24 protein-coding genes are annotated in these 25,454 nt (G+C 64.6%); 7 read left to right on the top strand and 17 right to left on the bottom strand.

Translation table 11 applies throughout. From position 1 onward, the window contains the following. Window positions 1-84 precede the first annotated feature (84 nt). The 7 genes from cckA to flgB all read right to left on the bottom strand — a co-directional run bounded on the left by cckA (window position 85) and on the right by flgB (window position 6,351). Entirely contained in the window at window positions 85-2,667 is a 2,583-nt protein-coding gene (gene cckA, locus AB7Z56_RS14950; RefSeq protein WP_085404225.1) for a cell cycle histidine kinase CckA, read from the bottom strand. A gap of 154 nt (window positions 2,668-2,821) precedes the next feature. Then, window positions 2,822-3,901, bottom strand: coding sequence for a flagellar biosynthesis protein FlhB (gene flhB, locus AB7Z56_RS14945; protein ID WP_063982289.1), 1,080 nt, complete (start codon window positions 3,899-3,901; stop codon window positions 2,822-2,824). Between the two features lie 7 nt (window positions 3,902-3,908). Further along, window positions 3,909-4,679: a flagellar biosynthetic protein FliR gene (fliR, locus tag AB7Z56_RS14940; protein ID WP_028148497.1), complete on the bottom strand. Its 771-nt coding sequence runs from the start codon at window positions 4,677-4,679 to the stop codon at window positions 3,909-3,911. Window positions 4,680-4,696: 17 nt separating this feature from the next. Continuing rightward, complete coding sequence (gene fliQ / locus AB7Z56_RS14935) at window positions 4,697-4,960, bottom strand: flagellar biosynthesis protein FliQ (RefSeq protein ID WP_014494021.1); 264 nt, start codon at window positions 4,958-4,960, stop codon at window positions 4,697-4,699. 138 nt (window positions 4,961-5,098) lie between these two features. Further along, the gene (fliE, locus tag AB7Z56_RS14930) at window positions 5,099-5,407 is read right to left on the bottom strand and encodes a flagellar hook-basal body complex protein FliE (protein ID WP_008142413.1); all 309 of its coding nucleotides are present in this window, start codon (window positions 5,405-5,407) and stop codon (window positions 5,099-5,101) included. A 16-nt stretch (window positions 5,408-5,423) separates the two neighbouring features. Further along, window positions 5,424-5,849: a flagellar basal body rod protein FlgC gene (gene flgC, locus AB7Z56_RS14925; RefSeq protein ID WP_085404224.1), complete on the bottom strand. Its 426-nt coding sequence runs from the start codon at window positions 5,847-5,849 to the stop codon at window positions 5,424-5,426. A gap of 97 nt (window positions 5,850-5,946) precedes the next feature. Next, window positions 5,947-6,351, bottom strand: coding sequence for a flagellar basal body rod protein FlgB (gene flgB, locus AB7Z56_RS14920; RefSeq protein ID WP_063982288.1), 405 nt, complete (start codon window positions 6,349-6,351; stop codon window positions 5,947-5,949). A 350-nt stretch (window positions 6,352-6,701) separates the two neighbouring features. Here flgB and AB7Z56_RS14915 point away from each other — a divergent pair, with 350 nt between their 5' ends. Together AB7Z56_RS14915 and fliP are read left to right on the top strand one after the other, a co-directional pair. Then, window positions 6,702-7,682 carry a flagellar biosynthetic protein FliO gene (locus tag AB7Z56_RS14915; RefSeq protein WP_354102234.1) on the top strand — a complete coding sequence of 327 codons (981 nt, stop codon included), beginning with the start codon at window positions 6,702-6,704 and terminating at the stop codon, window positions 7,680-7,682. Then, complete coding sequence (fliP, locus tag AB7Z56_RS14910) at window positions 7,679-8,434, top strand: flagellar type III secretion system pore protein FliP (protein ID WP_063982286.1); 756 nt, start codon at window positions 7,679-7,681, stop codon at window positions 8,432-8,434. Before AB7Z56_RS14915 ends, fliP begins: the two co-directional genes overlap by 4 nt. Before the next feature lie 162 nt (window positions 8,435-8,596). Here fliP and AB7Z56_RS14905 read toward each other — a convergent pair whose 3' ends face one another. The 5 genes from AB7Z56_RS14905 to AB7Z56_RS14885 all read right to left on the bottom strand — a co-directional run bounded on the left by AB7Z56_RS14905 (window position 8,597) and on the right by AB7Z56_RS14885 (window position 14,733). Continuing rightward, entirely contained in the window at window positions 8,597-8,833 is a 237-nt protein-coding gene (locus AB7Z56_RS14905) for a hypothetical protein (RefSeq protein WP_028148501.1), read from the bottom strand. Window positions 8,834-8,914: 81 nt separating this feature from the next. Next, window positions 8,915-12,661 (bottom strand): tetratricopeptide repeat protein, encoded by a 3,747-nt coding sequence (locus AB7Z56_RS14900; RefSeq protein WP_354124061.1) that lies wholly within the window; start codon window positions 12,659-12,661, stop codon window positions 8,915-8,917. Between the two features lie 230 nt (window positions 12,662-12,891). Further along, on the bottom strand, window positions 12,892-13,086 hold the full coding sequence (locus AB7Z56_RS14895) for a hypothetical protein (RefSeq protein WP_166342604.1): 195 nt from the start codon (window positions 13,084-13,086) through the stop codon (window positions 12,892-12,894). Window positions 13,087-13,122: 36 nt separating this feature from the next. Beyond that, complete coding sequence (locus tag AB7Z56_RS14890; RefSeq protein WP_354124060.1) at window positions 13,123-13,935, bottom strand: tetratricopeptide repeat protein; 813 nt, start codon at window positions 13,933-13,935, stop codon at window positions 13,123-13,125. Window positions 13,936-14,040: 105 nt separating this feature from the next. After that, window positions 14,041-14,733, bottom strand: a complete 693-nt coding sequence (locus AB7Z56_RS14885; RefSeq protein ID WP_080586591.1) for a FecR family protein — start codon at window positions 14,731-14,733, stop codon at window positions 14,041-14,043. 132 nt (window positions 14,734-14,865) lie between these two features. Between AB7Z56_RS14885 and AB7Z56_RS14880 the strand changes: the two genes are divergently transcribed. Together AB7Z56_RS14880 and AB7Z56_RS14875 are read left to right on the top strand one after the other, a co-directional pair. Beyond that, window positions 14,866-15,048: a hypothetical protein gene (locus AB7Z56_RS14880; RefSeq protein ID WP_354124059.1), complete on the top strand. Its 183-nt coding sequence runs from the start codon at window positions 14,866-14,868 to the stop codon at window positions 15,046-15,048. Window positions 15,049-15,123: 75 nt separating this feature from the next. Beyond that, complete coding sequence (locus tag AB7Z56_RS14875) at window positions 15,124-18,537, top strand: VCBS domain-containing protein (RefSeq protein ID WP_441256350.1); 3,414 nt, start codon at window positions 15,124-15,126, stop codon at window positions 18,535-18,537. 21 nt (window positions 18,538-18,558) lie between these two features. Here the strand turns inward: AB7Z56_RS14875 and AB7Z56_RS14870 are convergent, their stop codons facing one another. The 5 genes from AB7Z56_RS14870 to fliL form a co-directional block, all read right to left on the bottom strand. Next, complete coding sequence (locus tag AB7Z56_RS14870; RefSeq protein ID WP_071912220.1) at window positions 18,559-18,756, bottom strand: hypothetical protein; 198 nt, start codon at window positions 18,754-18,756, stop codon at window positions 18,559-18,561. A gap of 660 nt (window positions 18,757-19,416) precedes the next feature. Further along, window positions 19,417-20,178: a MotE family protein gene (locus tag AB7Z56_RS14865; protein WP_354124057.1), complete on the bottom strand. Its 762-nt coding sequence runs from the start codon at window positions 20,176-20,178 to the stop codon at window positions 19,417-19,419. Window positions 20,179-20,187: 9 nt separating this feature from the next. After that, a complete protein-coding gene (locus tag AB7Z56_RS14860) occupies window positions 20,188-20,634 on the bottom strand; it encodes a DUF6468 domain-containing protein (protein ID WP_354124056.1) in 447 nt (148 codons plus the stop codon). Further along, complete coding sequence (fliM, locus tag AB7Z56_RS14855; protein WP_071912214.1) at window positions 20,631-21,833, bottom strand: flagellar motor switch protein FliM; 1,203 nt, start codon at window positions 21,831-21,833, stop codon at window positions 20,631-20,633. Before fliM ends, AB7Z56_RS14860 begins: the two co-directional genes overlap by 4 nt. 19 nt (window positions 21,834-21,852) lie before the next feature. Next, on the bottom strand, window positions 21,853-22,353 hold the full coding sequence (fliL, locus tag AB7Z56_RS14850) for a flagellar basal body-associated protein FliL (RefSeq protein ID WP_441256349.1): 501 nt from the start codon (window positions 22,351-22,353) through the stop codon (window positions 21,853-21,855). A gap of 381 nt (window positions 22,354-22,734) precedes the next feature. Here fliL and flgF point away from each other — a divergent pair, with 381 nt between their 5' ends. Genes flgF through flgA form a run of 3 tightly spaced genes read left to right on the top strand, consistent with a single transcriptional unit; the run spans window position 22,735 to window position 25,454 of the window. Then, complete coding sequence (gene flgF, locus AB7Z56_RS14845; protein WP_071912210.1) at window positions 22,735-23,496, top strand: flagellar basal-body rod protein FlgF; 762 nt, start codon at window positions 22,735-22,737, stop codon at window positions 23,494-23,496. A 16-nt stretch (window positions 23,497-23,512) separates the two neighbouring features. Then, on the top strand, window positions 23,513-24,301 hold the full coding sequence (gene flgG / locus AB7Z56_RS14840) for a flagellar basal-body rod protein FlgG (RefSeq protein ID WP_014494004.1): 789 nt from the start codon (window positions 23,513-23,515) through the stop codon (window positions 24,299-24,301). Window positions 24,302-24,311: 10 nt separating this feature from the next. After that, window positions 24,312-25,454 (top strand): flagellar basal body P-ring formation chaperone FlgA, encoded by a 1,143-nt coding sequence (gene flgA, locus AB7Z56_RS14835; protein WP_354124054.1) that lies wholly within the window; start codon window positions 24,312-24,314, stop codon window positions 25,452-25,454.

Raw genomic sequence — 25,454 nt, 5'->3', positions numbered from 1 at the left:
GGTTACCGGCGGGTTTACGACAGGAATGCCGCTTTTTCCTCATCATTTCGAGGAACTCTCGCAAATCGACAGTGATAGTCGCCGTCATCCCGCCTTTGCCATCGTCTCCTTTACGGCCGCCACGAGCTGGCTGAGCGTGAACGGCTTTGGCAGGAAGTCGAATTGCTGGCCTTCGGGCAGGCTCTTCTCGAAGGCATCCTCGGCGTAGCCGGAGACGAAGATGAACTTGATGTCGGGATTCTTCTCGCGCATCGCCTTCAGCAGCGTCGGGCCGTCCATCTCGGGCATCACGACGTCGGAGACGACGAGATCGATCGCACCGCTCTGTTCCTCCAGGACCTCCATGGCCTCGACGCCGTTCTCGGCCTCGACCACGGTGTAGCCGCGCGAGCGCAGGCCGCGTGCGTTCAGCGCGCGCAGGCCCTCTTCGTCCTCGACGAGAAGGATGGTGCCCTGTCCGGTGAGATCTGTGCGCGGCTTGGCCTCCGCCGCCGCAGGTGCGGTCTCCTTCGCGGCGCCATTGGCCGCGCCGACCACTGCTGCGGGCTGCTCCTGCACCTCGGGCTCGGCGTGATGGCGCGGCAGGAAGATATGGAACGAAGTCCCCTGCCCCGGTTCCGAGTCCACGTAAATGAAGCCGCCAGTCTGCTTGACGATGCCGTAGACGGTGGAGAGCCCGAGGCCGGTGCCCTTGCCCACTTCCTTGGTCGAGAAGAACGGCTCGAAGATCTTGTCACGGATATCGGCGGGGATGCCTGTGCCGGTGTCGGCGACCTCGATCCGTACATAGTCCGCGGCCGGCATGCCCTTGTAGGCGAGCTTAGCCGCTTCTTCCGCCGTGACGTTGGCGGTGCGGATGATCAGCTTGCCGCCGTCGGGCATGGCGTCGCGCGCGTTCACCGCGAGGTTGACGATCACCTGCTCGAACTGGGAGACGTCGACCTTCACCGGCCAGAGATCGCGGCCGTGGATGGTCTCGTGCTTGACCTTCTCGCCGATCAGCCGGCGCAGCAGCATGGCGAGATCGGACAGCGCATCGCCGAGGTCGAGCACCTGCGGCCGCAGCGTCTGCCGCCGCGAGAACGCCAGCAACTGCCGCACCAGCGTCGCGGCGCGCGTCGCGTTCTGCTTGATCTGCATGATGTCCTGGAACGACGGATCGGTCGGCTTGTGCGCGTTCAGCAGGAAGTCGTTCGCCATCATGATGGCGGAGAGCACGTTGTTGAAGTCGTGGGCGATGCCGCCGGCGAGCTGGCCGACCGTCTCCATCTTCTGCGACTGGTTGATCTGGTTCTCCAGCGCGCGCCGCTCGGTGGTCTCGAGCATGTGCACGATGGCGGCTTCGGCCTCGTTCTCGGCCGCATCCACCGGCGTGACGAAGAACTGGCCCCAGCGCTCCTTGGCTCCCTCGAGCGCCACCTCGACCGGCGCGACGTCGGCCTGGCCCTCCGCGGCCTGGTTGATGGCCGTGATCAAAAGTTGCCGGTCGCGCGAATTGACCGCGCGGAAGATCGACTTGCTGGCGCTGTCGAGCCCGAGGGCCTGCCCGAGCTTGGCGTAGCGCGCGTTGGCGCGCACGACGTTGCCGCCTCGGTCGACGGTCGCGATCGCCATCGGCGTATGGTCGAAGAAGCGCATGAAGCGCACTTCGGCGGCGCGGTCGGGATCGCTGCGCTCGTCGCGGGCGCGGCTGATGACGAGCGTGCGCGACGGCCCCGGCGCGCCGTCGGCGCCGAAGGCGAGCTTGTGATAGAGCCGCACCGGCATGGTCTTGCCGGTGCGCATGCGCAAGTCGATGTCGAAGACTTCCGTCTTCACCTCGCCCGGCACCGCCACGATCGCGGTGAGCAGCGAGGCGCCGTCGCCGGAGACGATGTCGGTGAGCTTCAGCCCGCCCGAGCCGATCTCGGCAAGATCGTAGTCGAGCCAGTTGGCCAGTGTCGCGTTGACATAGGCGAGCTCGCCTGCCGGATTGACCGAGAAGAAGCCGCAGGGCGCGTGATCGAGATATTCGATCGCGTGCTGGAGTTCCTGGAACACGTCCTCCTGGCGCTCGCGGTCGCGGGTGATGTCGGAGATCGACCACACCGCGTATTTCGCCTCGCGCTTCCCGGTGCCGAGCGGGCGCACCCGCATGCGCAGCCAGCGGCCCTGGCTGCCGTCATGGCCGGAGATGCGCACCTCTTCCTGCTGCCGTTTTCCTTCGCGCGCGGCCTTGAGCAGGCGGAACACGGCTTCGGAGACGTCGGGGTTGCCGATGAAGACGCGCTCGACGGGCCGCACCTCCTGCGGTCCGCTGGCGCCGGTGAGCGTCAGATAGGCGGCGTTGGAATAGACCACGTGGCCGCGGGGATCGGTCACGGCCAGGCCGTCGAAGGCGTGGTCGGCAATGCGCCCCATCACGGGATCATCGAGACTGCGGTCGACGAAGCGGATGATGCCGGCGGCGAAGGCGAACAGGTTGAACAGGCCGACCATCGCCAGCACGGCGAGGATGCCGAGGATGTAGGGCTGCGCCTGCGCGCGCCCGAGCGTCATCAGCCCGACGGCGACGGCGACGAGGCCGGCGGCCACGAGCAGCACCAGCGCAATGCTGCCCGAGCGCGGCGACGGCTCGTGCGCCGCAACGGGCTCGCGTGTGAGGTCGTGGTCGGTCTCGGCAGTCATTTCAAGCTGGCACAGCCTGTCGGCAGAGAATCAACGCGCTACGGGGCGCGTGGGGTCCTCCCTGCCTGAATCGGACCCGCAGGCGCAAGGGCAGCAAGGGCGAAAGGTACGCTGATTCCCAGATTACGGCCATTTCCGGTACTTTTCGGGCATTTTATCCGCGTCCGGCGCCGAATCCCTGCTTCAGCCGCATGACGTAACCGATGACCTCGGCGACCGCATGGTAGTGCTCGGTCGGGATTTCCTGGTCGATTTCGACGGTGGCGTAGAGCGCGCGGGCGAGCGGCACGTTCTCGACGATCGGGATGTCGTGCTCGCGCGCGATCTCCCGGATCTTGAAGGCGAGGTTGTCGACGCCCTTGGCGACGCAGATCGGCGCGGACATGCCGCGCTCGTAGGACAGCGCGATCGAATAGTGGGTCGGGTTGGTGATGATCACGGAGGCCTTGGGAACCGCCGCCATCATGCGCTTCTTGGAGCGCTGCTGGCGCAATTGCCGGAGCTTGCCCTTGATGTGCGGGTCGCCTTCGGACTGCTTGAACTCTTCCTTGATCTCCTGGAGCGACATTTTCTGCCGCTGGAACCAGCTGCGATACTGGAAGAAATAGTCGCCAATGGCGATGATCGCGAGCGCCGCAACCACCGCGCCGAGCAGATGAATGGTCAGGCTGGTGCTGGCGCCCAGCATGGCGGCCGGATCGAGCCTGACCATCGCCTCCATGCGATGGCGCTCCGGCCACAGGACCACGGTCATGACCGCGCCGAGCACGATCAGCTTGCCGAGCCCCTTGAGGAAGTTCGCGGCCGCCTGCTTGCCGAAGATGCGCTTGAGGCCCTCGGCCGGCGACAGTTTGCTGAATTTGGGTTTGAGGGATTCGGCCGACCAGACCAGGCGATGCTGGAGCACGTTGCCGGCAATCGCCGCCAGCACCAGCATCAGCAGGGGCACGCCGATCGCCGCAAGCACGGCGACCTCGATCTGCTGCATCAGCGCGAGCAGAGCCCTGCCGTCGGTCTTGATCATCCAGGAATTGGCAAGCAGGTTGCGCATCGGCGTCACCAGCCCGCTGCCCACCGAGCCCGAGAAGGTGGAGACCACGAGCGTGCCGCCCGCGATCATGAACCAGGTGTTGATCTCCTGGCTCTTGGCGACGTCGCCGCGTTCGAGCGCCTCTTCGAGACGCTTTTGTGTCGGGTCTTCTGTTTGACTGTCGGGATCGTTGTCGTCTGCCATCGATCACCTATTTGAGCGGCATCATCTGGTGCATCACACCGATGAAATAGTCGAGATACGTGCCCATCATCGCGGTGAGCACCACGGCGAGCACCAGGAAGCCCACGAAGATCGACAGCGGCACGCCCACGAAATAGACCTGCATCTGCGGCATCAGCCGCGCCAGCACGCCGAGCCCGATGTTGAAGACGAGGCCGAACACAAGGAACGGTCCGGAGAGTTGCAAGCCCAGGCTGAACGCGGCGGCAAAGGCGCGCGTCGCCAGCGAAGCGACGTCGCCGCTCGATACGGTCTCGCCGGGCGCGAAGATCGTGTAGCTGTCGTTCAGCGCGGCGATCACCAGATGATGGCTGTCGGTGGCAAACAGCAGCGTCACCCCGAGCATGGTCAGGAAATTGCCGACCAGCACGCCCTGCTGTCCCTGTGTCGGATCGACCGAAGTGACGAAGCCGAGCCCCATCTGCTGCGCAATCACGGCGCCCGCGACCTGAAGCGCCGACAACGTCACGCGCGCGGTCGCCCCCAGCACGATGCCGATCACGATCTCATGCAGCATCATGACCAGCAGCGGCGCGATCGAGCCCATGTCGACGTGGTAGGCGTTGCGATGCAGCGGCAGGATGATCAGCGTCAGCAGCAGCGCGATCGCCAGCTTGATCCGCGTCGGAATGTTGGTCTCGCCCAGCCCCGGCAACAGCATCACCATCGCACCGACCCGGGCGAAGGCGAGCATGAAGGAAGCGGCGAGCGCCGGCAGCAGCGAGACGTCGATGCGCATGACGGGCGCATTGTGCCTCAGCCGCCGATGATTCGCGACGAGATCCGCATCATGTGGGAATGGAGTGCGTCGGCCATGAACGGCAGCGCCAGCAGCATCGTGGCGAAGATGGCCAGGATCTTCGGCACGTAGATCAGCGTCTGCTCCTGGATCTGCGTCAGCGCCTGGAACAGCGACACGACGACGCCGACCACGAGGCCGACCACCATCAGCGGCGACGACACGATCACGATGGTCCAGATCGCATCACGCGCGACGTCGAGGGTTTCAGGTCCGGTCATGTGAATTCTCACTCTCGATTGTTTGTCGTCATTCCGGGGCTCGCGAAGCGAGAACCCGGAATCCATCCTGCGGCATCGTCGGTAGCACCATGGATTCCGGGTTCGCGACTTCGTCGCGCCCCGGAATGACAGGACCGATCAGATCGGCATCTTCATGATGTCTTCATATGCCGCGATCACGCGGTCGCGGACCGAGACCAGCGTGGACACCGCGACGTCGGTGTCGGCGACCGCCGTCACCACGTCCATCACGTTGGCCTTGCCGGCGGCCATCGCCACGGTCTGGGCGTCGGACTTGCGGCCGGACTCCATGACGCTGCCGACAGCGTCTTTCAGGAGTGACGCGAAGGACTGCCCGCTCGCCTCGCTGCCCTTGCCGGCGCCGCTGTTCTCCAGCACGCGGGCGAGGTTGGCATAAGCATTGGCTGCGATTGTCGGTGATGCCATGGCTTAATTGTCCTGTTCAGCTCTTGAGGATGTCGAGCGTGCGCTGGATCATCCGGCGCGTCGCACTGATGATGTTGAGATTGGCCTCGTAGGACCGCTGCGCGTCGCGCATGTCGGTCATCTCGACCACCGAGTTCACGTTGGGATATTTGACGTTGCCGGTCGCATCGGCGGCCGGATTGCTCGGTTCGTATTTGGTGCGGAAGTTCGACCGGTCCGGCTTGATCCTGCCGAGGGTGACGACCTGCGCGTCGAGCGTGCGGTCCAGCGCGGAGGAGAAGGTCGGCACCTTGCGCCGGTAGGGATCGCCACCTGATGTCTGCGAGGTCGAATCCGCGTTCGCGATGTTCTCCGAGATCACCCGCATGCGCCCGGCCTGCGCGCGCAGGCCGGAGGTCGCGATCGCCATCGAGCGGGCAAAGTCGCTGCTGTCATTCGCCATGATGCGCTTCCCTCAGCTCTTGAGCATGATCTCCGCGCAAACGCGTTCCGCGTTTGTCGCGAGGGAAAACCGCCCGCACACTTTTCCGGATCATGCTCTAGCCTTTGCCGATCGCGGTCTTGAGCAGATGCAGGCTCTTGGAATAGAGCGAGGTCGCCGCCGCGTAGTCCATCTGGTTGCTGGCGGCCTTCATCATCTCCTCCTCGAGATTGACGGCGTTGCCCGCGGGACGGGTCTCGAAACCCGCATTCCTGTTCTGGTCGAAGCCCGAGGCCGCGCCGGATGGCGTCATGTGGGAGCCGCTGGTGCGGGTGAGCGCCAGGGGGCCCATCGAGCCAGTGACGGCGCCTGATTTGTCGAGCTTCGGCTCGACCAGGTCGCGCGGCCGGAATTTGGGCGTGTCGGAATTGGAGACGTTCTCGGACAGGACGCGCTGGCGCTCCTGGTGCCACTGCATCTTGGTGCGAAGCGCCGACAGCACCGGGAGGTCGTTGATGGACATCGTTGCGGCTCCTTCCGCCTCTCGGACCAAAGGCCCGAAGCTAGGCAGAATTTGCCGCGTGTATGGTTAACAGGTGGTTAAAGATGGCGTCGATGCATGTCCCTTGATGGAACACCACTTTGCGCCCCCCGTGATTCTACGCATCCAAAAGCGGCATTAACCCAACCGTTTGGCGGGCCATGCACAGGCCAAGAAGTCGTTTTGGATCGAGCGATTCATAGGTTATTAAGAGCTGGGGACGGCAAAACTTGCCGTGGGACGTTAAGAAATCGCAGTTTGGGGCATCCCACGCCGATGGTTGGCGCGTCTGACCATGGGCACGAGAAAAGCGCCATTTGTCGGGGACAAGTATGCAAGGCAGCCCAATCACCTTCATCGTGGCGTTCATCGTCGTTCTGGCGTTGATCGGCGTCGCCGCATGGTTGGTTCGCCGATTCGCCAGCAGCCGGCTCGGTGCCAACACCCAGCGCGGCCGGATGCCCCGGCTTGCCGTGATCGATGCCGCCGCGGTCGATGGCCGGCGCCGCCTGGTGCTGGTCCGGCGTGACAATGTCGAGCATCTCCTGATGATTGGCGGTCCCACCGACATCGTCGTCGAGCCCAATATCGTGCGCGCAGCGCCCGGCCGCGACCAGCTTCCGCAGCGTTCCAATGCCGCCGAGCCGCCGCGCCTTGCCCCGATGCCCGATACCAGCAGCTGGACCGACGAAGCTCCGCGGCCCGAACTGCTCGATCATCCCGAACCGCAAATGCCCGAGCCGCCGCCGCGGCCGCGCCCCTCCTTCGCCGACGAGGTACGCCGGCCCGCTCCCGCACTGGCCGAGCGCCGCAACGAACCGCCACTGGCCGGCTTTCCGCCTGAGCCGATCCTGCCGCCGCGCCCCGAGCGCGAGGCACGCCCCGAGCCGGTTCCGCCGCGCATCGCCCGCAACGAGCCTCCGCTGATGCCACGTCCCCCGCGGCAGACCGAGCCGGTGAAAGTGCCCCCGGTGCGCGCCGAGCGCGCGGCCGCGCCACCGCCTCCCCCGCCCGTGCCGCAGGCTCCGCCCGTTCCGCCGCCGGCCCCCGCTCCTGCCGCGCCCTCGAACGCCGAGCAGAATCTCGCCGAGATGGCGCAGCGTCTCGAAGCCGCACTGCGCCGCCCCGCCGGCGAGACGGTCGCGCCTCCGGTTGCGCCCGAGCCGCCCGCGCCGCCGCCGCCCCGCGCCGCGCGCAGCGAGCCGCCGGCACCCCCGGCTCCGCCCGCAAAGCCGGCCGCGGAGAAGACCAGCTTTGAAAATCTCGAAGACGAGATGGCCTCGCTGCTCGGCCGTCCGAAGCCGTCTTCGTGAGGCTGCCGGCCCTCCCGCGTAGAGTTGTTTTTCTTTCTGTCCTGATCGCCGCGGCTTCGCTCGCGATGCCTGCGCATGCGCAGGACATCAGCATCAATCTCGGCGGTCAGGGGGGCGGCGTCACCGAGCGCGCGATCCAGCTCATCGCGCTGCTCACGGTGCTGTCGATCGCGCCGTCGATCCTGATCATGATGACGTCATTCACGCGCATCGTGGTCGTCTTGTCGCTGCTGCGCACCGCGATGGGCACGGCGACCGCGCCGCCGAACTCGGTGATCATCGCGCTCGCAATGTTCCTCACCTTCTTCGTGATGGGACCTGTCCTGCAGAAGTCCTACGACGAGGGCATCCGCCCGCTCGTCGCCAACCAGCTTGGCGTCGAGGACGCACTCCAGCGCGCTTCCGTCCCCTTGCGCGGCTTCATGCAGAAGAACGTGCGCGAGAAGGACCTCAAGCTGTTCCTGGATCTCTCCGGCGAGCCGCCGCCGGCCACGCCGGACGACCTCGCCCTGCGCATCCTCGTCCCCGCCTTCATGATCTCCGAGTTGAAGCGCGCCTTCGAGATCGGCTTCCTGCTGTTTCTCCCCTTCCTGATCATCGACCTCGTCGTCGCCTCCGTGCTGATGTCGATGGGCATGATGATGCTGCCGCCCGCAACGATCTCGCTGCCGTTCAAGCTGATCTTCTTCGTGCTGGTCGATGGCTGGTCGCTGGTGGCGGGAAGCCTGGTGCAGAGTTACGGGGGCGGATAGCTGCGGCTCCATCCGCCGTCATGCCCCGGCTTGACCGGGGCATCCAGTACGCCGCGGCCTTTCGATTTCATCACTGCGGTCTCTGGAATACTGGATCGCCCGATCAAGTCGGGCGATGACACCGAGAACGTGGCGTACAGTGAGACGGCGTCGACAGCGCCCCTACCCCTTCACGTCATACTGCTTGCTGAGGTGATCGCCGATCTGCACCAGCATGGCGACGCTTTCGGGGAAGCCCGGCTTATCCGTCGCGGCCTGGTCGGCATCGGCGCGGAATTCCCAGCTATCGCCGTCGCGGACGATCGAGATGACGAGGTCATCCGGACCATCGGCATGGACCTTCAATTCGGCCCGCGCCATGGCGATGAGTTCGGCTTCGGTCTTGGCAGGCTTGCTCATATCGACGCTCTCCCGGCATGAAGACGCGCAGGTTGCCGCTTCAACGGGCACCTGTCGAGAGGCCTCGTAGTAGCAGGGTTCCTACCGCGTCATCTTGATCTGCCGCACGACGGGGATCGTGGGCAGCGAGCCGGTGTGGTCGGCCTCGTCCTTGGCTTGCGGCGAGGCCGGCGCGCGGGCGGTTGCGTCGGGGAAGCGCTGCTTCATCTCGCGCAGGAAGCCGTCGAGCGTGTCGACGCTGGCAGCGAGCTTGGCGATCTCGGCAAATTCGGCGCTGGAGGACGCTGCCGGCTTGCTCGCGATGTCGAAGGCGACCCGGTCCGCACTCTCGCTCATCAGCGGCGCATATTTCTCGCGGAAGCGCGACAGGCCGATCGAATCGTCGGCGAGCGCATAGCCGACGGCGGCGCGGATGATGTCGCTCTTCTCCACCGCGTTGAGTGGCTTGAAGTCGCGGAAGCGGTCGCCGTAATAGAGCTCGATCTGCTCGGCGGATTCGCGCCAGCGCCGCGCCGCCCAGAAGATGTCGGAGCGCAGGCGGAGCACCTCGCGTCCGGAAACGTTGGAGACGATGTCGAGCGCGAGATCGTGGCGGCCGACGTCGCTCTGCGCGCGCGCCTCCAGCAGCAGCCGCTGCTGCCGTAGCTCGCCGGAGAGATCGCTGATGCGGCTCGCGCGCAGCGCCGAGATCGCCATGTCGGGCTTGCGGTTGGCGAGGTAGATCATGGACAGGCGCGCGGCGACTTGGGCGCGGGCTGCGCCTTCGAGGCGATGGTCGACCTGGTACTGCAACAGCTCGGCGGCCTGGTCGAGCAGGTCGATCGAGGCGAGACGGTCGGCGAGGCGGCGGATCAGCTCGTCGCCGCGTCGGCCGATCGGCGTCAGCTCGCGGAACTCGTAGAACATCCCGAGCGCCTCGACCGGCGGCAGCTCGTCGCCCTTGGGCCCCAGGAAGATCTGCGTGAACAGGTCGGAGGCGAGGTCCTGCGCCTGACGCGAGGCCTCGGCGTTCGGCTGGAGCCTTGTCGCGGTGCGCGCCGCCCTGAGCGCGTCCCGGTAGCGCCCGTTCTCGGCATATATCTGCGACAGCATCTGGAGCGTCTTGACCTCGATCGAGTCGCCCCGCCAGGTCATCGACAGCGTCTCGAGCTCACGCAGCGCGTCTTCCTTGCTGATCTCGTCGCGCTTCTGCCGCAGCGCCACTTCGAGCTGCTTGGCCTCGGCCGCCGCCTGACGATCGTTCGAGGCGACCGCGAATTTGTAGTCGTCGAGCGCGTCCTTGTCGTGGCCGAGCGCCTCGGCGAGCCGGCCGCGCAGCACGGCGAAGCCGGGCGCCGCCTCTGGCGATATGCCGACCACCTCGATCTCGCTGCGGCGCTTGGAGGCGCCGGCATAATCCTTCACCTCGAGCGAGGCGCGCATCGCCTCCATCGTCACGATGCGCTGGATGTCGATCGGCAGCGAGGCGATGGCGAATTCGACGTTCTTGAACTTCTCGCGCGCATCCGCCCACTTGCCCTGGCGCGCATAGGCGAGCGCCTTCCAGAGCTGGGAATCGTGGCTGTTGCCGATCACGGGATTGGCGAGGTCCTTCAAGCCCTGCGCTGGCCGGCCGATCAAGATGTTCGCGATCGCATGCATGATCAGCGCGCCGCTCTCCTCCTTGTTGAGGGGATCGGCCAGCATCAGGTCGGTCACCGACTTGGCTTCGTGGTACATGGCGCGCGACATGTAGAACTGCGCGAGATCGAGCCGCGGCAGTGAGCGCTGCGCCGGCTCGACGGCCGCGATCGCCGTGATCAGACTGCCCTGGCGCGTCCAGAAATCCTCCGACTGGCCCTTGCGCCAGCCTTCCGGACTGAAGACCGGCCGCACCGCGGTCGGTGCCCGCTCGGCGGAGATATCGACCGGCGACAGCGTCAGTCCGCCCTTCTTGCCGAGAATGACCTTGTCGGATCCGACCTCGACGGCGACCTCGTCGGAGTTCGGCCGGATCGCGATGCCGTGCGCGGATTCCAGCAACGAGAGATCGACGAGATCCTGCCGCTTGATGAAGCCGCGCACCGGCCGCTGCCCGGTGACGACATAGAGCGTGTCGCCGGCGTCGGGATCGGTCAGCTTGTGCAACAGGCCCGGATTGGCGAAGGGGATCGCGATATTGGCGAGTGCGGGGTCGGTGATGTTGCGCGACATCATCAGCGGCAGCGGCGTCGCCTGGATCTTGTCGGCGAGCGTCAGGAGCCAATTGGTCTCCTTGCCGACCTCCTCGCTCGTCAGCGAGTAGACCAGCGGCCGGGTGAGACGGATGCGGACCGCCTGCCCCTTGTCGAGCGGCATGCGGCTGACCTCGCCGATCATCGCACCGCCCCGGCTGCGGATCGCCTCGACGTCGATCGGCTTCGGCGTATCGAACACCAGCCACACCGTATCGCCGCGGCGGAACGCCGCCGCGGGTGTTGCCACCTGAAGCGGGAAGATCACGCGCAAGCCATCGCTGTCGCGGCGCACATCGACGCTGGCCACGGTGGGCTGCGGCGTGGCCGGCGCCTCGGCAGGTGCGGCCTTGATGCTGTCCTTGACCGGCTCTTTCGCAGCCTCCTTCACGACCTCCTTGGGCGCTTCGGACACCGCGGGCTTGACGGGCGCGACCACAGCTTCCGTTGCCGGCGCCGCAGGCTTCGACACGTCCTTGGGCGGTTCCGCAGCATGCGGTGCTTCGGCCGCGGGAGCCGGCGCAGGCTTCGGTGCTTCGACCGGCGGCATCGCCGCCGGAGCTTCCGGCTTAACCTCGGGCTTGGCTTCAATCTTGGCTTCGATCCTGGCTTCGCGCGCGATCGTCTCGGACGTCGGCGGCGCGATCTCGCGATGGACCTCCTTCGGCTTCTCGGCCGCCGGCTTTTCCGGAGCCGGTCCATGGCTTTGGGCCACGGGCTTTGCCTGCGCGATCACCGCCTCAGCCGTCGCGGCGGTCTTGCCCTTGTCGGGCTGGAAGGAGATGTCGACGACGTAATTCTTCTCGTCCCGGAAGGAGTGCACGTCCGAATCGCCGATCAGCGCGATCTCGACACTGGTCTGGTCGATGTCGGACTTCTGCTTGATCGAGGCGACGTTCGGGGGCGCGGCGACGACGGCGTCCGCCAGATCGAAATTGAGGCCGGCATTGAACGCGAGCGTCAGCTTCTGCTCGTTGAGCACGGAGGACACGCCGACGCCGTCGGGCATCTCGAACACGAAGCGCACGAAAGTCGGCTGCACCGAGGCGCGCACGCGGATCTGCGGACGCTTCTTGGTCTCTGCCGCGGCGCGCTGGGCGCGCAAGGCCCGTTCGGCGACGCGCGCGCGCTCGGCCAGTTCCTTGACCACGTCCATGGGCAGGCTTGGCGGCGGTCCCTTCCAGCCTTCCGGCAAGAGGTCGATGAAGGTGCGCTCGCCGGCATTCATGGTGTTGATGGTGACGCGCCGCGCCAGCGACAGGCGGATGGCGCTGCCGTCGGGATCGCGGCGGGCAGAATTGACGTAGTCGGGCGCACCTTCCGGAACGCGATCGACGGGAACGTCGACCGCCCGGTCGAAGCGAATGATGAGAATGGAGCCGGCCGTCGTCACCTCGGAGGGAACGTCCTCGCCGAGCTTGATCACCAGACGGGCAAAGCCGCCACCGGCCAAGAAAGTCGCCTCGCCCCGGACCACATCGGCGGCGCGGGCGGGCGCACCGAGGCCGATGAGCAGGCAGGCCGCCAGCACGGGTGCCTTGCGGACATGACGCGACAGCCCTCGCGCCAAAGCGCGGGCTCGCGACAAAAATCCAGCGGCAGCCTTCTGCGCCATTGGCGGCGTTTCTTCCAATTCGGCGGTCCATGCCGGCACTGGCGCCGGCCCGTGCCGTCGACTGTAGGTTTTGCCAATTAAGGACTTGTTAATGCTGTAATGACGAATTCACCCGGCACAGTGCGTCGCGACGCCTGCTTGCGGGCTCGGGCGTTCGTGCTTCGAATCTGGAGAGCAAGTGGTTAAGGAGGTGTTAACACCCCGTAGTCCGCACCCGTCAGGAATGCCAATCAAACCCCGCGATTGGCCGGCAAGGCATTCAACTTGCCTCGCGCTTCGCGAATTGACTGCAAGGTCAATCGCTTTTCCGAGATTCGGCTCTCGATGTACTCACGCTCGAGATCGGTCAGCGGCGTGTTCAACAACCGCTGATAGCGGCGAATGCTATCGTCGTGAGCCTGAATGAGCGCGAACCTTGCATCCATATTCACCTCCGATTCGTTCCGCCTCACCGGGCCAACTCAGTCGTAATCGACGCCATAACGCGCGAACTCGTCGCCGATGTTCTTCTGAATTGTCCTTGCAGTCGAAATGTCAGATTTTCCGCCGATCGCATCGCCTTGCTTCAGCTTGGCAAGCCCGCGGCCAAAAAGCGCGCTCGCCAGTTCGGGGGCGACTCGCAAGGCAGCATTGTAGTCATCGATCGCCGCACCGAACTCACCCATCTTCAGGTGGATCAGCCCACGCGAGTCGTACACGGCAGCGCTGGTCGATCCCGATTGAAGCGCTCTGTCGCAATCCTCCAGCGCTTCTCGCGAGGCACCGAGAACCGCACGGGTCCAACATCGTCCGCTCCACGCCGCCCGCGAGGCGGGCTGGAGACGGATTGCCTCGTCGTAATCATGCGCCGCGCGCTGGTGGTCGTTTTTCTTCAGGTAGGCTCCGGCGCGGTTGACGAAGGCAGCGCCATAGCCGGGATCGAGCTTGATCGCATCATCAAAGGCTTCGATCGCGAGCTCATATTCACGTCTCCTCAAGTGAGCCACGCCGCGGTTGTTGAAGGCCTTTGCGTATGTCGGATTGAGTGCGATCGACTGATCGAAGTCGCTGATGGCGCTGTCGTAGTCGCCCTTTGCCGTGTAGGCGTTGCCGCGATTGTTATACGCGATTGCCAGAGCTGCCGACGAATCTGGACGCGCCTGTATGAAAGTCGTGCAGGCACCGATCCGGGCATCGAGCGAGGTGGTACCCGTCCCGTTGCACAGTTCGATATTGCTGAGATAGCTGTCCTTCACCCCGGAGTTCTGGGCCGCGACCGGCAAGCCGACCAGCATCAGGACGACAAGCGCCAGTCCGCCTTCGGCAACGGAGGATCCTGGTTTCATGTCAGGCTCCCGATCTTCTGAGATCTGGCGATTGCACCGGCTCGGACCAATTCTCTAGCAGCCGCGACAGATGTTCAGATTGAGCCTTTGCTCGGCCCTTTGCTCGGGTTGGCGTGGCCCCGCTGCGCCGGGCTTCTTCGTATATTTGTTCTTGCCCTCTTCGATCAGAGTGGAAAACCTGGTGGTTCCGTCGTCCGAGATTTCGACGTGAGGTGTAGTGCCTCGAATGCCCATCGTCGCGACCGGCGTTTCGATCTTCATGTCACCGGTCTTCGCAACCTGGCCGGCAACAAAAACGAACGTACCCTTGGTCAGGTTGAAGGCTGTCGAATTGGACTTTCCACCCGGCTCGTAGACGTATTCGTCCAATGTCATGCGGGCGTTGCTCGACAAGTTGAACGAAGTTCCATCGACGAAATTGATGCCGACCCGACTGTCGGCACCGGTTCGAACCACATCGCCCAAATAGACGGGATCACCGACTTTCGTCTGGATGGATTCGGCCCCGACGTTTGCCTGGACAATGGCGGCGCCCGCATGCTCGATGATGACCGAGCCATCGGCTGTCACAACTTTCCCGATTGGCTTTGACGACGAGTCCAGCACGGCACGCCGCGGAGAATCGTCCTGCGCCTGAACCGGGCGGGGTGACGAAGCGGCCAGCGCAAGGACGAGACCTGCCACGAGAACAATCGCTGCACGAGTGCCCATGGCTTCCTCCTTTTCGAAGATATGATCCTCGAGCATCCGAACGGCTCCGACAGCGCCGACGAAAGCCATCGGGGATGACGAAAGCCATCGGGGATAATGGCAGACCAGCAACAGCAAACCACGACAGCCAAAATGGTTATTCCGGGGTAATCCGAATGGCTGATCGCCGTGTCCAAAAGAGTCACTATCCGCGCCAGGCAATTTCAAACAGCTTTTAGCGCTGAAAGCGGTACCGTCGGGCGAAACGTCAGCAATTCTGCCGTGATCAGCCTGGGCGGAATTCTCAGAAACGACAACTTTTTAGCGGGCATGGCTGAGGTTGCCGGCGCAAAATTGTTCCCGATCGCGTGACGCGGCAAGCCGGCCAAGACGCAGCGGCATAGGGCGACGCCTGAGGCCGACCGCTAGGGCAATCGAGGTTGAAAAATGGCCGTCACGTCCACTGCAGAGCACGGGGGCGAGCGCGAAGCCGCTGCGGGCCTGCATCGCCGCGTGAAGACGGCGAAGAGCAATCCTCCTGATGTACCCGCTATTCAATCTCATGAGCGAGCCTCTGCCGGCCGTTTCGGGATGCTGTCGCTCACGGCATTACTCTTCTCGATGATCAAAGAGGTCAGGGCCGCAGACCCGAACGCAACGTTCCTGGACGACGATACGATTACATACAAGGACTTTGCACACGGCACGTTCGAGCTCACGACCAAGGAATCAATCCCGCGGCACATCATCGTCGAGGACCCCGGACAAACGGTCGTGCTGAGCAAGGTCGGCTCCGGGCTTACCGTGAATCAGCTCGACAACAGCGCGACCCGCATGGAGGAGCTGCGGGTGGCCCAGCAGGAGGCGCTCGAAAATTTCTCGAAGGGATTTGGCAAGAACGGGTCCGGCACGCCTCCGTTCGTTGAATCTCTGCCGCTGGAGCCGATCAATTTCATAGCGCCCGCGGCGCCAAGCGCACTGCTGCCGTTGCAGCCGATCATCGTCACGGTGCCCGACATCATCACGCCCGTGCGGACGCCGCCGATCTTGAATGTGCAGGCGGGCCCGCTTGAACTCGACACGGTCGCGTTCGACGTCTTCGCCGCAACGAGGGGAACCTTCAGCGCCAGCAGCTCCAGCGCCGCGCTGACTTTCGGCATCAGCGGAGGCGCTACGGGCGCTACCGCGCTGGAGGGAGCGATCTACGACGTATCGAAGACCAGCTCTTATGGCACGCTTTATCTGAACAGCTCGACTGGCGCCTATGCCTTCGTTCCCAACAGTGGCGCGATCAACGCGCTGAAGACGCCGACCACCGATAGCTTTGTGATCACCGTGTCCGACGGGTCGCTTTCGGCTCAACAGGCCTTCACGATCAACATCAACGGAGCCGACGACGCGGCGATCATCTCCGGCACGACGACCGGCTTGTCAATCGAATCCGGCGGCGTCGCCAATGCCCCATCCGGCCCACCTGTCACAACCGGCCCACCCGTCACAACCGGCAAGCTTTCGGATATCGACGTCGACGACCCCGCCAACACTTTCGCGGCTGTCAATTCCCCGACGAAGAGTGCGCACGGCTACGGCACTTTTACGATGACCGCCGACGGCGTCTGGAGCTACACGCTCGATCAATCCAACAGCGCAGTGCAGGCTCTGAACGTCGGCAAGACGCTGACAGACACCTTCACGGTGACCAGCATCGGCGGCACCCCGCAGTTGATTACCATCACGATCAACGGCTCCAACGACGCTGCCATCATTTCCGGGACGACGACCGGCACCGTGACGGAAGCCGCGTGTTGGAAGCCCGGGACTCCGATCGCGACCGGCAAGCTTGCAGATACGGATGTCGACAATACTCCCGACAGCTTCACGCCGGTGACCTCGCCCAGGGCGAGCGACCACGATTACGGCTGCTTCCGGATGACGGCTGACGGCGTCTGGACCTACACGCTCGATGACACCAATTGCGCCGTCCAGGCGCTGAACGCCCACGACACCCTGACCGACACCTTCACCGTGACCACCATCGACGGCACCGCGCAGGTGGTGACGATCACCATCCACGGCACGAACGATCCGGCCATTATCCACGGCTGCATCACTGGCTCGGTGACCGAGCCCGATTGCAGGGAACACGGCAAGCCGACGGCGAGCGGCAGACTGACTGACACCGACGTCGACAACGCGCCGAACACATTCACGCCGGTCACTTGTGCGACACGGAGCGCGGGCGGCTACGGCACTTTCACAATGACCGCCGCCGGTGTGTGGACCTACACGCTCGACACCACCAACTGTGCCGTGCAGGCGCTTCCTTCCTGCGAGACTTTGACCGACACCTTCACGGTCACGACCATCGATGGGACGGAACAGACCATAGCCATCACAATCCACGGTGCCGACGATCGCGACCATTTCGGCCACGCGGCAGCTCTCGATGCCGCCGATCCGCCCCACGCCGCCACGCTCCCCGAAGACAATGCGGCTGCGAGAGCTTTTGCCGCCGGTCCGACGGTGGCTGCGAGCACCCATGACGCGAACACGGATGGCATCGGCGCCTCCGGCGAAAGTCCGGATCATGGCAAGATCGGCACAAACGGCGGTCGCGACACTTCTCACGACGGGCACGAACAGACCCTTATTGCCGGCGGCTCCAGAGACGATCATTTCGTCTTTGCCTCGCCGTCGAATTCCAGTGCAGCGCGCCCTGATATCATCTCTGGTTTCAAGGCAGACTCTGGGCGGGGCGACCTGATAGCGCTCGGCGCGCTCACCCTCTCCGTTCTGGCACTCGACCCCTCCAGCACGACGGTGCCCGCACATACGATCGCCTGGCTCTACGACAGCTCGGCGAACCAGACCATCGTGTACGTCAATCCGACGGATCAAAGCCTGAGCATCGGCGATTCCAGTCTGGTGGAAATCCATCTCGATGGCTTCTCCACCGTCCAGACGTCGGATTTCATGCTCGCGCTGGAAACGTCGGGTCATGCGATGGCAGCCGCGCCGGCCAATCTGGAACCGGGCGCGGACAACGACGCGGCCGGTAGCCCGACGACGGCGACCAGCCCCTCATCAGGCGAAATCGTCCATGAGCGAGCCGCCCTGATCGACGGAGACGGGCCCGGGCAAGCTGCAAAGGCGAGCGGGTGCAGGTTCGATGCCGATTGCGACCGGATTGCCCTCGTCAGGCACACCGAGTTCGTTCAGCCCGACGATACGAACACGCGATCGGACGCCCCCACCGGCGGGAACGTGGCCTCCGCGGTGAGCCACGTGCAGCCCGTCCACCAGCTTCATTCCACGGCAGTCGCGGAGAATAGGTTCGTATTCGACAAGCTGACACCGTTCGACAACGGCAAGGAGATCGCGCCCGCTCCAGAGAGCGTGGCCGCCAAGGACAGCGGCCCGGTCGCACCGTCCACGGTCGACCCAAGCGTCGAGTCCGGCCCAGACTCCATCGAGACGTCACGCCACGAAAATCACTTGCGCGAGCATCATCATGGGGAGCCGATAGCCGAGAACGGCCTTCCCCGAGTTGCTTTTGTTCACCTCGGGGACTCATTTCATTTCAAGCAGCACGGCTCTGACGGTTCGGGTGACATTGCGCCCGCGCCCTGGCACACGGCGGTCGAACCCTACGCCATCAAGGATGGCGCTGTGCATGGCCACCATTCAGAGCTCAGCGCAGGATGGGACGATCCTTCGGACCCGTCCGGTCATCACGAACATGCTGGCGTCGTCCACGGATTCAGGGCGGCGTCGATGCCTGAGCCGTCCCCGCCGCATATTGATCCGGCTCACGGCGCAGGCTCAGCTCACGCCCATGTGCCGCACGATCTGATCGTGTGATGTCCGCAGGGCAATTGATCTTCAGTGTTGTTTCCCCGTGCCATCCGATGCGGCGGAGCTGTCCCGCTCGGGACAAGCATCGTCAATGTCGCCATCCTCTTCTTGCGGCGGCAATGCATGCTGATGGTCAAGCGCGGATGTCCAGGCCAACGTCATCGCCGCGATGAGCAGCCGATTGACGGCTTCGATTGCGCGTTCTGCTACGGACGAGTAATTCATGGCTTCCGCCCGCGCGGCTGATTGCCGATGGCGGGAGCCTAGGACGAACTCTCCAGCACCACTGTACTCCAGTTCACAGTTGCACGCGTCAACTCATCGCAGCCTCAGAAGATGCCGCTTGCTTCAGCTGCATCTGCAACGCGAGCCGACGAGCTTCGTGCGGCAAAGACATCAAGCTCGCGATCACCCCACTCCCCGGCGCGTTTGATCTGCGTACTTGGTTGCCGAGTAGGCTCGCACAACCTCAGAGGTGTTGCGGTCCATCAACGACTCTGAATCAAATGTGATCATTGCGATGCGAATGCGATTGGTCAACTTTTTTGGGGGAGCAATCAATGAGCGGAGAAGCCAACTGCATTGTATGTAGCCAGGCAAGAGCGGTCGTAGCCGTCTTTCCAATCGCGCGGGGCTATGCACTAAAGGTATACGAGTGTTCCTGCTGCCACAGCACCCTTCATCTCGTGACTCGCACGACGAAGGCTGCGCTGATCAGGCAGCACTGCGAGACCCTCCTTCCCGTCGAGAAGCCGCTGAGCGCGACGGGTCCCAGGGTTCAACAGCGGTTCGCGAACTAGACACGCAAGGCGTCTAGCCGCGTACAGGCCGAACGACCGCGCGATTGCGCGCAGGCTGCCGCAGCGCGCCGCGCCTTCGGAGCCTTCAATTCGGCTTTTGCGTCGGCTTGCCGTCGATCTTGGGGAGATCGCCGGCCGCGGCCGATTGATCGCCGCCGCCATTGGCCCGGCGGGCCATCTCGACCGTCAGCCGCTCGGCGGCCTCCGGCGACATCACGCCCATGATGTCCGACATCTTTCGCGGCGCGATCTGCGAGGCGATCTCGATCAGCACGCCCATCTCGAGCCGGTCGAACACCCGTGCGGCGTCCTTGGGCTTCATGCCCTCATACATGGTCACGAGGCCCTTCATGCGCTGGGCTTCGGCGGCCTTCTGCTCGGCCTGGGTCGCGGAGATGCGGGATTCCACCGCCTTCATCTCCTCGACCTTGTTTTCGATGCGCTTCTCGGCCGACTTCAGCAGGCTCTCGCGGATGTCGATCTCGCGCTGGCGGGACTCGATCTCCTGGCGGCGTGCCTGCAAGCGCTCCAGGATCGCGCGCTCGGAGGCCGAGACCTGCGGCTGGGCCTCGTCCATCTTGACCACAGTGCCCTCGGGCTTGGTCTCGGGCGCGGCGGGCTTTGGCGCCTCCTTCGGCGCGCCGTGGGTAGATCCCGTGATATCGGAGTCTTCCCGCCCCGTCGGAAAGTTCAGATTCTCCTGCGCCCAGGATTTCTTGATCTGGCTCGGCTGGTAGTCGAAGACATAGCCGCCATTGATCACGAGGCCCACGACCTTGAGCGTGGCGAGCCCCGCGACGGCGACCAGGACGACTGGAATGACGCGGATGTTACGAAAGGATTTCATACCCTGACTTTATGCCGCAAGGCCGTTGGATCGTCGGCGCTCGGAGAAGGCTTCGGCCGCAGCCGCCACCGCCTTCGCCGATGAGGGCTTGGCCGCGGGCACCCCGGCCGCTTCCGGGCTCGCCGCAGGGCGCGCGGCGATCGCGATCTTGGACAGGCGCCGCACCACGTTGTCGGCTTCGCCGAGCTGCTTGTAGAGCTGGTCCGACATCTGCGTCGCCGCCGCCAGCTGGCTGCCGAGGTTCTCGTTGACGTCGCGCACCGCGAGCTTCAGCCCGCCGATCGCGCGCTCGGCGATCTCGGTGGCGGTGATCAGCTCGCCGATGACCGCCTTCAGCGAATGCTCGTCCGCCTTCAGCCGCGTCAGGCGCTTGTTGAGCATGACACAGTAGACGATGGTCAGCATCAGCAGGATAGCCACCAGCGTCTCGATCGCCATTCCCAGGGAGTGGTTCATGGGGCCTCCATCATCTTGTTCTGCTCGTCCACCTTCTCGAACATCGCAAGTGTCGTACTTGGCTTGCGCAGGGGTTTCGTCACCCGTATCGCGACGCGGTCGCCGACCCGGCCCATCCGCCCCTCGGTCAGGGTGACGTCGCCGCAACGCACGGTCACGTTGGCATCCGCGCGCATGTCGAGCGGCAGGGTGTCGCCGACCTTGAGCCGCATCAGCTGCTTGAGCGGGATTTCGGCCTCGTAGAGCACGGCATCGACCGCGATCTCGGCCTGGTTGATCTCGGTGGCGAAATGGCCCTCCCAGATCGTGTCGCGGCCGAATTTTTCGCCCATGAACATCTGGAGCAGGACGCCCCGGATCGGCTCGATGGTCGCGTAGGGCAGCAGCAGCTCGATATTGCCGCCGCGATCTTCCATGTCGATGCGCAGGCGCACCAGGATCGCGGCGTTGGCAGGACGGCTGATCGCGGCGAAACGCGGATTGGTCTCGAGCCGGTCGATCGTGAAGGTCACCGGCGACAGCGGCCGGAACGCCTGTTCGGCATCGACCAGCACCACCTCGACCAGCCGCTTGACCAGCTCGGTCTCGATCGTGGTGTAGGGCCGGCCCTCGATGCGGAGCTGGCTGGCGCCGCGGCGGCCGCCGAGCAGCACGTCGATCATCGAATAGATCAGGCTCGAATCGACCACCGCCATGCCGAAGTTTTCCCACTCCTCGGCCTTGAACACCGAGAGAACGGCCGGCAGCGGGATCGAGTTCATGTAGTCGCCGAAGCGCACCGAGGTGATGCGGTCGAGCGAGACTTCGACGTTGTCGGAGGTGAAATTGCGCAAGGAGGTCGTCAGCAACCGCACCAGGCGGTCGAAGACGATTTCGAGCATCGGCAGACGCTCGTAGGAGACCATCGCTGAATCGATGATCGCGCGAATGCCGGAATGGTCGTCGAGCGTGACGTCACCGACCGCGAAGCCGAGAAGATTGTCGATCTCCTCCTGCGACAGCACCCGCTCGCCGGAATTCTTGCCGGCGCCGAGATCGCGGCTGCCGTCCTCGACCATGGCCGCCCATTGCAGGGCCATGGTCTCGGATAGTTCGTTTTCGGCAGCAGCCTTCGCGGCCTCGGCGGGATCCTCGGAATCAAGCGAGGCCTCCCATTGGGCGGCAATTGCATCCTGGTCTGGTTGGTCGGTGCCTGCCATGATCCCTAGCCCGTCATGCTCACTGGATCACGACTTCCTTGAACAGCACTGCGCTGACCTGGACCGGGGCGACCGCCGCGTTGACGCGCTTGGTCAGCTCTTCCTTGAGGCGGAAGACGCCGGCGGACCCGTTGAGGTCGGAGGAGCGCAGCTCGCGCACATAGGTCTGGAAGATGTCGGTGATGCGCGGCATCGTCGGCTTGATCGCCTCGATCTGCTTCTCTTCCTTGAGCTCCAGCACGATCTTGAGCTTGAGATATTGCACGCGCTCACCGGGCGCGCCGGCGAGGTTGACCATGATGTCGGGCACGTCGACGAAGGCCGGCGGCTTCGGCGGCGGCGCCGCCTCGGCGTGATGCTCGTCGTCGCCATGACGGAAGATGAAGAACCAGGTCGCGGCACCGCCACCGAGGACGGCGAGCAGACCGACGGCCATGATGATGAGCTTGAGCTTGTTCTTCGGCGGAGCGGCTTCCGCGCCTTCGACGGCTGCGCCGCCTTCCGCTTCATTGTCTGCCATGGTCGATAGGCTCGCTCATCTCATAAGGGGTCGAAAGAGCGAAGCCTCCTGGCAGACAGTGACGCGATACAAATGCCCCAGCGCAGTGCGCTCCTCTTACACGCAAACGCTACGGTAATAATGGTTAACGGAATCTTTCGATTGGGCCTCCACTAGGAAAAATCTGCCGGGCAAACATGGCTAACAGAACCTTTCTGCCGCCTCCCCGCTCCCCGTTAAAATCGACAAGACATTAAAATTACTTTGTTTTCTGAGTTGGCACGGCTTTCGCTGAGAGAGGACCGAGGCCGGAGGGTTTGGGAGAACCTGGCGGTCTCGTTCACGGGTCGGCCAAGGCGCTTGGGAGAGCGAGGTGGCAGGTTCACTCAGGGGAGATTTCCGATGCAGAACGCGCTTCTGATCGGCTTGTCACGGCAGATGACGTTGGAACGGCAGATGGATGTCATCGCCAACAACGTCGCCAATGCCAACACCAACGGCTTCAAGGCCGACCATTCGCTGTTCGAGGAATTTCTCAACTCGAACGCGCGTGAGGACAATTTCATCGCGTCCGACCGCCGGGTCTCCTATGTGCAGGACCGCGGCACCTTCCGCGACGTCGGCCAGGGGCCGATGGAGCCGACCAACAACCCGCTCGACATGGCGATCGACGGCAACGCGTTCTTCGCGGTGCAGGCCAATGGCGGCGAACGCTACACCCGCGACGGCAAATTCTCGCTCAACAGCACCGGCCAGCTCGTCACCTCCGACGGCAACCTCGTGCTCGGCACTGGCGGCCCGATCACCTTCCAGCCCACCGACCACGACATCAATGTCGCACCCGACGGCACCGTCACGGTGCTCGAGGGCACCGCCAAGACCGACTCGATCCGCGGCAAGATCCGCATGGCTGCGTTCGACGATCCGGCGAAACTGACCAAGCTCGGCGCCAACCTCTACGACGTCGGCTCCGCGACCCCGCAGGCCATCACCAAGTCGACCGTGCGCCAGGGCTACATCGAGAAGTCCAACGTGAACTCGGTCGGCGAGATGAGCCGCATGGTCGAGGTCATGCGCAGCTACACCGCCATCGCCAACCTGCTTCAGCAGCAGAGCGACCTCCACAAATCGGCGATCGAGAAGCTCGCCGACGTTCCGGCCTGATTAGGGGATCACTGACATGCAAGCGCTCCACACCGCTGCGACCGGAATGGCGGCCCAGGAACTCAACGTCCAGGTCATCTCCAACAACATCGCCAACCTGCGCACCACCGGTTTCAAGAAGCAGACGGCGGCGTTCCAGGACCTGATCTACGAGCACGTCCGCCGCGTCGGCGCGCAGGCCTCGGACCAGGGCACCATCGTGCCTGTCGGCGTCGACATCGGCGGCGGCGTCAAGACCGTCGGCACGCCGCGCAGCATGACGCAGGGCACGCTGTCGCAGACCGGCAACGACCTCGACCTCGCGATCTCGGGCGAAGGCTTCTTCAAGATCCTGATGCCCGACGGCACCTTCCAGTACACCCGCGACGGCACCTTCCAGATGGACAACCAGGGCCGCGTCGTCACCGCGCAGGGCAACCCGGTGCAGCCGACCATCACCATCCCGAACAACGCGTCCGGCCTCGCCGTCAACGAGCAGGGCCAGGTCTCGGTGACGCTGCCGGGTTCGTCGACGTCGGCCGTTCAGGGCCAGATCGGCGTGACCCGCTTCATCAACAAAGCGGGCCTCCAGCCCGTCGGCAACAATCAGTTCGTCGAGACGCCCTCTTCCGGCCCGCCGCAGGACGGCACCGCGAACTCCGAAGGCTACGGCAAGGTCACGCAGGGCAGCCTGGAGCAGGCCAATGTCGACGTTGTCTCGGAGATGAGCGACCTGATCGCTGCGCAGCGCGCCTACGAGATGAACGCCAAGGTCATCAGCGCCGCCGACCAGATGATGCAATCGACCACGGCGCTGTTCCGCTGAGGTGATGACGATGATCCGCATCACCCTCGCCACGATCTCCGCTCTCCTGCTGCTGGCGCTGCCGGCGCAGGCCGCCGACGATTTCATCGCAGCGCCGACGCTGCGCGCGAGCGTCACCGTGACCTCGGACGTGGTGCGGGTCGGCGATCTCATCGACAATGCCGGCTCGGCCGCGCTGATCCCCGTCTACCGCTCGCCCGATCTCGGCACCACCGGCGCGCTGCCGGTCGCGCATGTGCTGTCGGTGCTGCGCGCAAAGCAGGTGATCGGCGTAATGACCGGCGACATCAAGGAAGTCCAGGTCACCCGCCTCGCCCGCACGCTCGCCAACAAGGACCTCGAAACCGCGGTGGCCTCGGCGCTCGAGCGCCGCTTCGGCCTTGGGGAAGCCGCCAACATCGCCGTCACGTTCGACCGCGGCGTCGCCGACATGCGGCTCGACGCCTCCAATACCGGTGCGCTCCAGCCAGTCGCAACCCGCTATGACGCCCGCAACGGCCGTTTCGACATCGCCTTCGAGATCAACAACGACAACAATCCGGCGCCGACCAAGCTGCGCTTCACCGGCACCGCGATCGAGACGGTGGAAGTGGCCGTGCTGACGCGCGACATCGACCGCGCCGATCTCCTCAAGTCCTCCGACATCGCGCTGGAGCGCCGGCCCAAGGCCGAGGTCACCGGCGAGCCCGCCTCGCGCGATCGCACGCTCGGCATGCAGCTCCGCCGGCCGATGCGGGCGGGCATGCCGATCCGCGTCGCCGACATCGTCAAGCCGGACTTCGTGTCGCGCGACCAGAGCGTCACCGTCATCTACCAGGTCCCCGGGATCTACCTCACCACGCGCGGCAAGGCGCTCGAGAGCGGCGCCGAGGGCGACACCGTGAGCGTGCTCAATCTCCAGACCAAGCGCACGCTGGCAGGCATTGTCACCGGTCGCGGCCAGGTGACGATCCAGGGGGCGAGCCAGTCCGCGCCGATGGCGCCTGCGGTCGAGCAGACCTCCTCGCTCAAGCGCGACGAAGCGCCCACCCCCGCGGCCGCTGCTGCAGCGCTCGCCCAGAGCCCGGTCCAGGCCCCCGCGTCTCCTGCTCAGATCGCCCAAGCCCATATTCCGCAAGTTCGCGTCCCGCAAGCTCCAGCCAAGTCAGAGTAA

The sequence above is a fragment of the Bradyrhizobium sp. 482_C4_N1_8 genome, from assembly GCF_052075965.1.
GTDB classification, from domain to species: Bacteria; Pseudomonadota; Alphaproteobacteria; order Rhizobiales; family Xanthobacteraceae; genus Bradyrhizobium; species Bradyrhizobium barranii.
This window is presented reverse-complemented; position numbering and strand designations above follow the sequence as displayed.